Here is an 11,513-nt window from a genome sequence, read left to right on the forward strand (position 1 = left end):
CTCAACCCTCCTTGAAGCGGTAGCCCACGCCGTAGAGCGTCTCGATGGCGTTGAAATCGGAGTCGGCGGCGCGCAGCTTCTTCCGGATGCGCTTGATGTGGCTGTCGATGGTGCGGTCGTCGACATAGACTTCGTCGTCATAGGCCACGTCCATCAGCTGGTCGCGGCTCTTGACGACGCCGGGGCGCTGCGCGAGCGCCCGCAGGATCAGGAATTCGGTGACTGTCAGGCTGACCGGCTCGCCGCCCCAGCGCGCCTCGTGGCGGATCGGGTCCATCGAGAGCTTGCCGCGCGCGATGGGCTTGTCGTCCTCGGACCGCTCGCCCTCGCCCGCCGCCTCTCGCCGGCGCAGCACCGCGCGGATGCGCTCGACCAGCAGGCGCTGCGAGAACGGCTTGCGGATGTAGTCGTCGGCGCCCATGCGCAACCCGAGCACCTCGTCGATCTCCTCGTCCTTGGAGGTGAGGAAGATCACCGGCATGTCGGATTTCAGCCGCAGTCGGCGCAGCAGCTCCATGCCGTCGAGCCGCGGCATCTTGATGTCGAGCACGGCGAGGTCGGGCGGGTTGCGCCCGAACTCCGCCAGCGCCGCCACGCCGTCGGTGAAGGCGCGCACGTCGAAGCCTTCGGCCTCCAAAGCGATGGAGACCGAAGTCAGAATGTTGCGGTCGTCGTCGACCAGCGCGATGGCGGGCATGGGCGGCACTCCTCCGGCGCGAGCCTACGCGCCGCGCCCGATTGCGGCAATCGCGCGACAATCGGGCGGAAGCTGGGCCGCACCGCGGCGCCGTCGCGTCGGCCTCCCAAAACGGCGACGCAAGAAAATTGCGCTGAGGCGGACGATTCACCACCTCTTCGACTTTCCGCATTGCAGCAAGCGGGGTATGCAGACGCATGTCAACACGACGTGACGATTCGCCCCGTGGGCCATTGGCGACCCGCAGCGGGGCCGTGGGGGAGCGACAAGCATGGACACCGGCGCAGTGAATTCCGCGATGCGGCTTGAAGATCAGGGGATCCGGGGCCTCAAGGCGGCGCATTACAACCTGCTCGAACCGGCGCTGGTCGAGGCTGCGCTCGCCCGCGGCGAGGGCGCGCTCGGCCAGGGCGGGGCCTTGATGGTGTCAACCGGGCAGCACACCGGTCGCTCGCCCAAGGACAAGCACGTCGTGCGCTGCGCACTCACCGAAAAGACGATCTGGTGGGAGAACAACCGCCCGATGACGCCGGACGCCTTCGAGCGGCTGCGCGCCGACATGGTCGCCCATCTCGAAGGCGCCGAGGTCTTCGCGCAGGACCTCTACGCCGGCGCCGACCCCGAGCACCGTCTGAGCGTGCGGCTGGTCACCGAACTCGCCTGGCACGCGCTGTTCAACCGCCACATGCTCCGCCGCCCGGCGCAGGACGAGCTTGCGACCTTCCTGCCCGACTACACGCTGATCAACTGCCCGAGCTTCAAGGCCGACCCCGAGCGCCATGGCTGCCGCTCGGAGACGGTGATCGCCATGTGCTTCGAGCGCAAGCTGATCCTCGTCGGCGGCACCTCCTATGCGGGCGAGAACAAGAAGTCGATCTTCACGCTGATGAACTACGTGCTGCCCGAAAAGGGCGTGATGCCGATGCATTGCTCGGCCAATCACGCCATCGGCGACACGGGCGACGCCGCAGTCTTCTTCGGCCTGTCGGGCACCGGAAAGACGACGCTGTCGGCCGACCCCGGCCGCACCCTGATCGGCGACGACGAGCATGGCTGGTCGGATGACGGGCTCTTCAACTTCGAGGGCGGCTGCTACGCCAAGACCATCAACCTCTCCGCCGAGGCCGAGCCCGAAATCTACGCGACCACGACGAAATTCGCGAGCGTGGTCGAGAACATGGTGTACGACCCCTACACCCGCGCGCTCGATTTCGAGGATGCGAGCCTGACGCAGAACACCCGCGTCGCCTATCCGCTGCCCTACATCTCCAACGCCTCCGCGACCGGCCTCGCCGGCAAGCCGCGCACGCTGGTGATGCTGACCTGCGACGCCTTCGGCGTGCTGCCGCCGATCGCCCGGCTGACGCCGGCGCAGGCGATGTATCACTTTCTGTCGGGCTTCACCGCCAAGGTCGCCGGGACCGAGAAGGGCGTCACCGAGCCCGAGCCGACCTTCTCGACCTGCTTCGGCGCCCCCTTCATGCCGCGCCGCCCCGACGTCTACGGCGCGCTGCTGCGCGACCGCATCGCCCGCGACGGCGCGACCTGCTGGCTGGTCAACACCGGCTGGACCGGCGGCGCCTACGGGACCGGAAAGCGCATGCCTATCAAGGCGACGCGGGCGCTGCTGACCGCCGCGCTCGACGGCTCGCTGGCGCAGGCGGAGTTCCGGTCCGATGCGAATTTCGGCTTCGACGTGCCGACGCATGTGCCTGGGATCGACGACGCGCTGCTCGATCCGCGCCGCACCTGGGCGAACCCGGACGCCTATGACGCGCAGGCGCTGAAGCTCGTGAAGATGTTCGTCGACAATTTCGCGCAGTACGAGCCGCATGTCGGAGCGGACGTGAAGGCGGCGGCGCTGGTCGCGGCCTGACCTCTGCGGCGCGCGCGGGCTTGACCCCGCGCGCAGCGCCCTGCATCCCCGCGCGGGAAGCGCGGAGGCTTGGCATGGCGGCGACATTCGCAGTGGCGGCGGGCTCGAAGCTGGCCGCGCAGGCGGCGGGCGAGGTGCTGCGCGAAGGCGGTTCGGCGGTGGACGCGGTGATCGCCGGGGCGCTGGCGGCCTGCGTGGCCGAGCCGGTGCTCGCCTCGCCGATGGGCGGCGGCTTTCTGATGGTCCGCCCGCGGGACGGGCCGGCCAGGCTGCTCGACTTCTTCGTCCAGACGCCGCGCCGCAAGCGCTCCGCAGCGGAGGTCGATCTGCGCGGGATCGACGCGGATTTCGGGCCGGCGACGCAGGGTTTCTCCATCGGCGCGGGCGCGATCGCCTGCCCGGGGGCGGCGGCGGGCCTGTGGGAGGCGCACCGCGCCCATGGCCGCGCGCCGTTTCGCGACCTCGCAGCGCCGGCAGTCGAGGCGGCGGCGCGCGGGACGGCGCTCGAGCCCTTCCAGACGCAGGTTCTGGGGATCGTCGCGCCGATCTATCTCGCCAGTCCCGAGGCGCGCGCGACCTTTTGCGCAGGCGGGGACCGCACGCCCGACGCCGGCGCGACCTACGCCAATCCGGCGCTCGCCGATCTGCTCGAGACCTTCGCCGCCGAGGGCGCGCGCTTCATGCAGCAGGGCGAGCCTGCAGCGGCGCTGGCCGAACTGTGCCGCGCCGGAGGACATCTGACGCGCGAGGACATGGCCGCCTACGCCCCGGTCTGGCGCGAACCGATGCGCGTCGGGCGCGGGCGGGCGCGGCTGCATCTCAACCCCGCGCCGGCGGCGGGCGGCGCGCTGGCGGCGCTGATTCTCGCGCTGGCGGAGCCGGGCGCCTCGCCGCAGTTGCTGGCGCGCGCGATGGCGGCGGCGGCGCAGGGGCGGCGTCTGTCCGGGCTCGACGCCGACGCGGAGGCGGGCGTTCGCAGGCTCGCCGATCCGGCGCTGCTGGCGCAGCTGCGCGCGGCGCTGCGCCATCCGCCCGCGCGGCGCGGCACGACCAACATTTCGGCGGTGGACGGGCGCGGCTTCGGCGCGGCGCTGTCGCTGTCGAACGGCGAGGGCTGCGGGCTGATCGCGCCGGGGACGGGCGTCATGCCCAACAACATGCTCGGCGAGGCGGATCTGGTCCCCGAGCCGCTCGGATGGACGCCGGACGTTCGGCTGTCCTCGATGATGGCGCCGACGGCGGTCGAGTGGCCCGACGGGCGGCTGGCGATGCTCGGCTCTGGCGGCTCGAACCGCATCCGCAGCGCGATGGCGCAAGTTCTGATGCGGCTGATCGACGACGGCGCGCCGCCCGAGGACGCCGTCGCCGCGCCCCGCCTGCATGTCGAGGGCGGCGCGCCCCCGACACTCGATTTCGAGGACGCCTTCCCCGAGGTCGACCGCGCCGCCCTGCTGGAGGACTGGCCCGAGGCGACCGTCTGGCCCGAGCCGTCGATGTTCTTCGGCGGCGCGCATGTCGCGATGCGCGACGCGCGCGGCGGAGCGTCGGCGGCGGGCGATCCGCGTCGGGCGGGCGCCGCTGCGGTCGGGTGAGCGGCGGCGGCCCGTTTGAATCGCCGGCGCCGCTCCGCTAGCGTGCCGCCCATGACGCGCCGCATCGAGACCGAGGACGACATCGCCGAGGGCTGCGCCTGGCTCGCCCGCGCCGACGCGGCGATGGGGCGCGCGCTGGACGCAGCCGGCCCGCCGCCGCTGCGCCGTCGCCCGCACGGCTTCACGGGGCTTCTGCGGATCGTGACCGGCCAGCAGCTTTCGGTCGCCGCCGCCGACGCCGTGTGGCGGCGGCTGGAGGCGGCGGGGCTGACCGCGCCCGAGGCGCTCGCCGACGCCTCCGACGCGGCGATCCGGGCCTGTGGATTGTCTGCGGCGAAACTCCGCTGCGCCCGCGCGCTCGCGGCCGCCGGACTCGACTACGACAAGCTGCGCGAGGCCCCCGAGGCGGAGGCCGTCGCCGCTCTGACGGCGCTTCCCGGCGTCGGTCCGTGGACCGCCGAAATCTACCTGATGTTCTGCGAGGGCAGGCCCGACGTTTTCGCGCCCGGCGATCTGGCGCTGCAGGAGGGGGCGCGGCTGCTCTGCGGTCTCGACGCCCGCCCGGCCCCGCGCGCGCTCGGCGACATGGCGTCGCGCTGGTCGCCGTGGCGGGCGGTGGCGGCGCGCGCGCTCTGGGCCTATTACGCCCATGCCAAGGGCCGGGAGGGAGTCGCCGAATGACGCTGAGAACGAGACGCCGGGACGCCGCGTCGGGGCGGACGAAGTCGCTCGCCGTGCTGCTGCACGGCTATGGCGCCGACGGGGCGGACCTGATCGGGCTGGCCGACATGCTCGCCCCCGCGCTGCCCGACACCGTCTTCATCGCCCCCGACGCGCCACAGCGCTGTTCGGTCAACCCCATGGGATATCAGTGGTTTCCGATCCCGTGGATCGACGGCTCCTCCGAGGCCGCGATGCAGGCGGGGTTCCGCGCCGCCGCCGCGACCCTCGACGCCTGGCTGTCTGAGACCATCGTCGCCGAAGGTCTGACGGCGGCGCGGACGGCGCTGCTCGGCTTCAGCCAGGGCGCGATGATGAGCCTGCATGTGGCGCCCCGCCGCCCCGATCCGGTCGCGGCGATCGTCGCTTTCTCGGGCCGTTACATGGAGGCGGCGGAGGAAGGTCCGATCCTCAGCAAGCCGCCGATCCTGCTGACGCATGGCGACCGCGACGAGGTGATCCCGGTCGGGGCCCTGCATGAAGCCCGGGCGGCGCTCGGCGCTCAGGGGTTCGAACTGCGTTGGCACGTCTCGCCGGGCGTCGGCCACGGCATCGGGCCGGACGCGCTGGCGCTGGCGGCGGAGTTCCTCGCCCCGCGGCTTCGCGGCGCCGCAGCAATTGCGGAGGCGTAGATCATGATGAACGCAACCTTTACGATCTGTGGATAACTCTGTGGGCACAGGGGAAAACCGGCTGCGTCGCAAAACCGTCGCGGCCCATTGCTACAGTCCGAAGGCAAGCGGGAGCGGTCCGCATCTAGAGGGTTTATCGCCAGGCGTCCGCCAGATATAGTTGCTGCGTCGCAGGGGCGTGGACGTCCCGTCTCGCCTCGCCAGACCGCGCCGCCGGGATGGGAGAAATGCCGATATGACTGTCGCGTTCGCCTCGAGTTTCGTGCGAAGTCCCGCCAGCCTCCGCGACCATCCCGCCCTCGTGCTGAACGCAGATTACCGCCCTCTCAGCTATTTCCCGCTTTCGCTCTGGCCGTGGCAGGAGGCCGTGAAGGCCTCGTTCCTCGACCGCGTGGTCATCGTCGCCGAATACGACGCCACGGTGCGCAGCCCCTCGACCGAGATCCGCCTGCCCTCGGTCGTGGTGTTGCGCGACTACGTCAAGCCCGCCGCCTGGCCCGCCTTCACCCGCTTCAATCTGTTCCTGCGCGACGAGTTCACCTGCCAGTATTGCGGCGCCAAGGGCGAGATGACCTTCGACCACGTGCTGCCGCGCTCGAAGGGCGGGCGCACCACCTGGGAGAACGTCGTCGCCGCCTGCGGGAAGTGCAATCTGAAGAAAGGCGACATGACGCTCTCCCGCGCCGGGATGCGCCTCGCCCGCCGGCCCGTGCAGCCCAGTTCGGCGCAACTTCAGGCGGTCGGGCGCAAGTTTCCGCCCAACCACCTGCACCGCAGCTGGATGGACTATCTCTACTGGGACGCCGAACTCGACGCGTAGGCCGCGCCGAACAACGCCGCCAGTCCGGCGGAAAGCGGCACGTTCCACGCCGCCATGCTGAGCCCGAGCATCGACCACTGGACCTCGTCGCAGCGCACGATGGGCGCCGCCTGAAGCTGGGCGATCAGCTCCTCGGGGCTGAGATCGAAGCGCACCGGCGAGGAACAGGCCGTGAAGCCCTCCCACCAGCCCTGCTCCAGACCCGCCTGATAGACCGCCGTCGCCGCGCCGAAGGCGAGCGCCGCCGCTCCCGCCGCCGCCGCCCAGCGCCACAACGCCTGCGGCCGGAGCGTCAGCGCGAGCGCACCCAGCGCGAAGCCCGCGGCGTGCGCCCCGCGCTGGACGTAGCACAGATCGCAGGGGCGCAGTCCGGCCAGATGCTCGAAGCCAAGCGAGGCGAGCAGCACGGCGAAGCACCCCGCCGTCGCCGCCGCGGCCAGAGCGCCGGGGGCGCGCAGACCCCCGATCACGCGAGATACCGCGCCACGAGGAACCCGCCGAACAACAGCAGGAAGAAGATGGTCGCCATCAGGCCGAGCCGGTCCTCGATGAATTTCTTCATCGGCGCGCCCCATTTCCACAGCAGCGCGGCGATCAGGAAGAAGCGCAGACCCCGCGCGACGATGCTGGAGAGCGTGAACACGACGAGGTCGAGCCCCGTGGCGCCCGAGAAGATCGTGATCACCTTGTAGGGGAACGGCGTGACGCCTGCGAACAGCACCGCCCAGGCGCCGTATTCGTTGAAGCGCGCGCTCATCTCGGCGAACTTGTCCCACTTGTCGTAGAACTCCAGCACCGGGCGGCCGACCTGCTCGAGCAGCAGCGCGCCGATCGCGTAGCCGGCCATCCCGCCGAGCACCGAGGCGGCCGTGCAGACGGCGGCGATCCGGAAGGCGCGGTCGGGGCGCGCGATGATCATGGGGATCATCAGGATGTCGGGCGGGATCGGGAAGACCGAGCTTTCCACGAAGCTCACGATCGCGAGCGCCCACATCGCATGGGGCGTCTCGGCGAGATGCAGGGTCCAGTCGTAGAGGCGGCGCAACATGAGCGGCGAGGTAGCATTGCGCCGCAGCGCCGCAAAGGGGAATCGCCGCGCCGCGCGGGCCGCAGGAAACGGGTGGCGGCGATGCGGCGCTTGGGCCACGTTCGCGCCGGAAGGAGACGCCGCCATGACCCTCGCATCCGCCGCGCCCGCAGGCGCAACGGCGCCGCCCGACGCCGCCGCCCTCTATCCGCTGATGAAGGCGGCCCTCGCCTTTCTCGACGACCGCCGCGCCGACCAGCCCGGGCTCGACGCCGTCGCCGCCCATGTCGGGCTCAGCCCGGCGCACTTCCAGAGGGCCTTCAGCCGCTGGGTCGGCGTCAGCCCCAAGCGCTATCTCCAGCACCTGACGCTGACCGATGCGCGCCGCCTCCTCGCCGAGCGCGCCAGCGTGCTCGACGCGACCTACGAGACCGGCCTGTCCTCGCCGGGCCGGCTGCACGATCTGTTCGTGCGCTGGGAGGCGATGAGCCCCGGCGAATGGGCGCGGCGCGGCGAAGGGTTGCGGATATCCTGGGGCTGGTTCGACACGCCCTTCGGCCCTGCGCTCGCGATGGGGACTGCGCGCGGCCTCTGCGGCCTCGCCTTCGCCGCCGAACAGGGGCGCGAGACGGCGCTGGCCGACATGCGGGGCCGCTGGCCCGCGGCGGACTACGTCGAGGCGCCGGAGGCGCTTGCTTCATGGGTGTCCGCCGCCTTCGGCGAGACGCGCGGCGAGGTGGCGCTCGCCCCGATGGGCGGGCCGTTCCAGATCAAGGTCTGGGAGGCGCTGCTGAACGTGCCCGAGGGCGCGCTCACCACCTATTCGGCGCTGGCCGAGCGCATCGGCGCGCCGCGCGCGGTGCGCGCCGTCGGAACGGCGGTCGGGCGCAACCCGATCAGCTTCCTCATCCCCTGCCACCGCGCCCTGCGCCGCGACGGCGGGCTCGGCGGCTATCACTGGGGTCTCAGCGTCAAGCGCGCGATGCTCGCCTGGGAGAGCGCGCGCGCCGAAGCGCGGGAGGCCGCGCAAAACGCTTGATCGCAAGGCCCGCGGCTGGCACGCTTCGCACAGGTTCAACAACGGAAAGGAGGTGGTCCCATGTCAGTGACTTCGCAGCGTCCGGCAGGGAATGCGCAGGTCGTCGGCGGAAGGGAGCAGCCTTTCTTCCTCTGAACCGCGCGCGGGCCGGGTCCCATCCCGGTCGGGCGCCCGAAATCACGGAAGGCCGCCGCGCAGGCGGCCTTTTCCGTTCCGGCCTCCCCCAGACTTCCGGTTTCCAATGCTCCGCATCACCGAGACTGTCGCGCTCGCGGAATGGGAGCTGACCGAGCGTTTCGTGCGCGCCTCGGGTCCCGGCGGGCAGAACGTCAACAAGGTTTCGACGGCGGTGGAGCTGCGCTTCGAGGCGGCGCGCTCGCCGCATCTGCCGCCCGACGCGAAGGCCCGGCTGCGCCGGCTCGCCGGGCGGCGCTGGACCGTCGAGGGCGCCGTGGTGATCCAGGCCGACCGCTTCGCCAGCCAGATCCGCAACCGCGAAGATGCGCGGGAGCGGCTCGCGGCCCTCGTCGCCGAGGCGCTGGAGCGCCCCCGCCCGCGCATCCCGACGCGCCCCGGCGCCGGCGCCCGCGCGCGGCGACTCGACGCCAAGACCCATCGCGGCGCCGTCAAGAAACTGCGCGGCGCGCCCGAAACTGAGTGAACCGGTCCCCCGCATGGCCGACATGCGCAGCCTGCATATCTGATCGATGTCAATGGGATGCGTCGCACCGATTGCGGGCCCGCGCGGGGAATTTCCCGTCGCCCCTTGGAAAATCATCGTTGGACGCCTTATCTGCTCTCTCATCAAGCGCGCGGCGTTCCGCGCTGCACTCGCGCATGCGCAGTTCGCCGTCGACGGCCTTCGGCCCGACCGCAGTTCGCGCTGCCGACCAGACCGGAGGAGCACGACATGGCGCAAACGCGCATTCTCATGATTTTGACGTCCAACGCCCGCATGGGGATGCATGGCGGCGAGACGGGCCTTTGGCTCGAGGAGTTCGCAGCGCCGTTCTACGCCTTCGAGGACGCCGGCATGTCGCCGGAGATCGCCACCATCAAGGGCGGCGCCCCCGCCATCGACCCGCGCAGCCTGACCGAGGAAGCGCAGACCGACGCGGTCCGCCGCTGCCTCGCCGACGCCCGCCTGCAGGAGGGCCTGAAAGCCGCGCCCGCGCTGCGGCAGGTCCAGACCTCCGCCTATGACGCGGTGTTCCTGCCCGGCGGCCACGGGACGATGTGGGACTTCACCGCCTCGCCCGAGCTGACCGTCGCGCTTGAGCAGTTCGCCCTCAAGGGCCTGCCGATCGCCGCGCTCTGCCACGGTCCGGCGGCGCTGGTGCCGGTGATGGACAAGCGCAGCCAGCCGCTGACCCGCGGCCGCCGCGTCGCCTGCTTCTCGGACGCCGAGGAGAAGGCGGTCGGCATGGACGCCGCCATCCCGTTCTCGCTTGAGCGCAAGCTGCGCGACCTCGGCGCGATCATCGAGCCGGCGGCGCCGTTCCAGCCCCATGTCGAAGTCGACGAGTTCCTGATCACCGGCCAGAACCCGGCCTCCTCGGTCGCCACGGCCGAGGCGCTTGTCCAGATGATCCGCGGCGCCCGCATCGCCGCCTGAGCCCCCGCGCCCCGGCGACGGGGCGCGCACGGCGTTTGAAGTGACGGCCCCGGCCCTCTAGCGTCCGCGCGAGCCAGCCGGAGCGCCGCAGATGATTCGCACCTTTCGTCATGTCGAGGGCGCGCTGCGTCTCGCCGAAGACGCGTCTCCCGCGGATGAGGGCGTCGTCTGGCTCGACCTGATGGCGCCGACCCGCGAGGAGGAGACGCGCGTCGAGGACGCGCTCGGGGTCGACGCGCCCACGCGCGAGGAGATGGAGGAGATCGAGGCTTCGAGCCGCCTCTATCAGGAAGACGGCGCGCTGGTGATGACGGTTCTGCTGCCCGCGCGCGGCGACTCCGACGACCCGGAAATGGCCCCGGTCAGCTTCGTGCTCGCCTCAGGGCGGCTGATCACCGTGCGCTACCACGCCCCTCAGGCCTTCGAGACCTTCCCGCGACGCGCCGAGAAGTCCGCGCCGGGCTGCGGCACGGCGGAAGGCGTTCTGATGGCGCTTCTCGAAGCCGTCGTCGACCGGCTCGCCGACATTCTCGAGCGCACCGCGCTCGACATCGACGCGCTCTCGCACAAGGTGTTCGGCGCGGGGGCCGAGCGGGCGGCGGTCGGGGCGGACGCGCTGCGCGACGTGCTCAAGGGGATCGGGCGGCAGGGCGACAAGCTGTCCGACATCCGCAACAGCCTGATGACGCTGGAGCGCGCGATCGGATTTCTCGGCCAGTGGATGGCCGCCAACCACATCGACAAGGATTTGCGCGCCCGCCAGAAGACGCTCGCGCGGGACGCGCGGTCGCTCAGCGACCATGCCAGCTTCCTGTCGCAGAAAGTCCAGTTTCTGCTCGACGCGACGCTGGGTCTGATCAACATCGAGCAGAACCAGATCATCAAGATCTTCTCGGTCGTCGCCGTGGCCTTCCTGCCGCCGACGCTGATCGCCTCGATCTACGGGATGAACTTCGAGATCATGCCGGAGCTGGGATGGCCTTTCGGCTATCCGATGGCGCTCGGGCTGATGATCGTCTCGGCGGTGGCGCCGATGCTGTATTTCCGCCGGCGCGGCTGGCTCTGACGCCGCGCCGGGGGGCGGTCGGTCAGCGCTTCTCGACGTCCACGTAGTCGCGCGCGGCGGCGCCTTCGTAGAGTTGGCGGGGGCGGCCGATCTTGCCGTGCGGGTCCTCGATCATCTCCTTCCACTGCGCGATCCACCCCACTGTGCGCGACAGCGCGAAGATCGCGGTGAACATCGAGGTCGGGAAACCCATCGCGTCGAGGATGATCCCCGAGTAGAAGTCGACGTTGGGATAAAGCTTGCGCTCGATGAAATATTCGTCCTCGAGCGCGATCCGCTCCAACTCCTTGGCGACCTGCAGCGTCGGGTTGTTCTCGATGCCCATCAGTCCGAGCACTTCGTCGGCGGACTGCTTCATAACCTTCGCGCGCGGGTCGAAGTTCTTGTAGACGCGGTGGCCGAAGCCCATCAGGCGGAACGGGTCGTCCT

At 70.9% G+C, this 11,513-nt stretch carries 13 protein-coding genes; 9 read left to right on the forward strand and 4 right to left on the reverse strand.

The features are described from left to right. Position 1: 1 nt before the first annotated feature. The gene (locus V7Q31_RS09985) at positions 2–697 is read right to left on the reverse strand and encodes a response regulator transcription factor (protein WP_333833627.1); all 696 of its coding nucleotides are present in this window, start codon (positions 695–697) and stop codon (positions 2–4) included. A gap of 271 nt (positions 698–968) precedes the next feature. Here V7Q31_RS09985 and V7Q31_RS09990 point away from each other — a divergent pair, with 271 nt between their 5' ends. The 5 genes from V7Q31_RS09990 (at position 969) to V7Q31_RS10010 (ending at position 6,337) form a co-directional block, all read left to right on the forward strand. Then, positions 969–2,573, forward strand: a complete 1,605-nt coding sequence (locus V7Q31_RS09990) for a phosphoenolpyruvate carboxykinase (protein ID WP_333833628.1) — start codon at positions 969–971, stop codon at positions 2,571–2,573. Between the two features lie 74 nt (positions 2,574–2,647). Further along, positions 2,648–4,165, forward strand: coding sequence for a gamma-glutamyltransferase (locus V7Q31_RS09995; RefSeq protein WP_333833629.1), 1,518 nt, complete (start codon positions 2,648–2,650; stop codon positions 4,163–4,165). 51 nt (positions 4,166–4,216) lie between these two features. Beyond that, on the forward strand, positions 4,217–4,846 hold the full coding sequence (locus V7Q31_RS10000) for a DNA-3-methyladenine glycosylase family protein (RefSeq protein WP_333833630.1): 630 nt from the start codon (positions 4,217–4,219) through the stop codon (positions 4,844–4,846). Beyond that, positions 4,843–5,517: an alpha/beta hydrolase gene (locus V7Q31_RS10005; protein WP_333833631.1), complete on the forward strand. Its 675-nt coding sequence runs from the start codon at positions 4,843–4,845 to the stop codon at positions 5,515–5,517. Before V7Q31_RS10000 ends, V7Q31_RS10005 begins: the two co-directional genes overlap by 4 nt. A 235-nt stretch (positions 5,518–5,752) precedes the next feature. After that, a complete protein-coding gene (locus tag V7Q31_RS10010) occupies positions 5,753–6,337 on the forward strand; it encodes an HNH endonuclease (protein WP_333833632.1) in 585 nt (194 codons plus the stop codon). Here V7Q31_RS10010 and V7Q31_RS10015 read toward each other — a convergent pair. Then, the gene (locus V7Q31_RS10015) at positions 6,310–6,807 is read right to left on the reverse strand and encodes a disulfide bond formation protein B (RefSeq protein ID WP_333833633.1); all 498 of its coding nucleotides are present in this window, start codon (positions 6,805–6,807) and stop codon (positions 6,310–6,312) included. The two genes, V7Q31_RS10010 and V7Q31_RS10015, sit on opposite strands and share 28 nt — an antisense overlap. Beyond that, positions 6,804–7,385, reverse strand: coding sequence for a YqaA family protein (locus tag V7Q31_RS10020; RefSeq protein ID WP_333833634.1), 582 nt, complete (start codon positions 7,383–7,385; stop codon positions 6,804–6,806). Before V7Q31_RS10020 ends, V7Q31_RS10015 begins: the two co-directional genes overlap by 4 nt. Positions 7,386–7,509: 124 nt before the next feature. Here V7Q31_RS10020 and V7Q31_RS10025 point away from each other — a divergent pair, with 124 nt between their 5' ends. The 4 genes from V7Q31_RS10025 to corA all read left to right on the forward strand — a co-directional run bounded on the left by V7Q31_RS10025 (position 7,510) and on the right by corA (position 11,084). After that, positions 7,510–8,403 carry a methylated-DNA--[protein]-cysteine S-methyltransferase gene (locus V7Q31_RS10025; protein ID WP_442976463.1) on the forward strand — a complete coding sequence of 298 codons (894 nt, stop codon included), beginning with the start codon at positions 7,510–7,512 and terminating at the stop codon, positions 8,401–8,403. A gap of 241 nt (positions 8,404–8,644) precedes the next feature. Then, positions 8,645–9,064 (forward strand): alternative ribosome rescue aminoacyl-tRNA hydrolase ArfB, encoded by a 420-nt coding sequence (arfB, locus tag V7Q31_RS10030; protein ID WP_333833635.1) that lies wholly within the window; start codon positions 8,645–8,647, stop codon positions 9,062–9,064. A 249-nt stretch (positions 9,065–9,313) separates the two neighbouring features. Beyond that, positions 9,314–10,018 (forward strand): type 1 glutamine amidotransferase domain-containing protein, encoded by a 705-nt coding sequence (locus tag V7Q31_RS10035; RefSeq protein WP_333833636.1) that lies wholly within the window; start codon positions 9,314–9,316, stop codon positions 10,016–10,018. 91 nt (positions 10,019–10,109) lie between these two features. After that, positions 10,110–11,084 (forward strand): magnesium/cobalt transporter CorA, encoded by a 975-nt coding sequence (corA, locus tag V7Q31_RS10040; RefSeq protein WP_333833637.1) that lies wholly within the window; start codon positions 10,110–10,112, stop codon positions 11,082–11,084. A gap of 22 nt (positions 11,085–11,106) precedes the next feature. Here the strand turns inward: corA and V7Q31_RS10045 are convergent. Continuing rightward, positions 11,107–11,513, reverse strand: a 407-nt coding sequence (locus V7Q31_RS10045) for a citrate/2-methylcitrate synthase (protein ID WP_333833638.1), incomplete at its 5' end; no start/stop codon positions are given.

This window comes from Rubrimonas sp. (assembly GCF_036788415.1).
Classification (GTDB): Bacteria; Pseudomonadota; Alphaproteobacteria; order Rhodobacterales; family Rhodobacteraceae; genus Rubrimonas.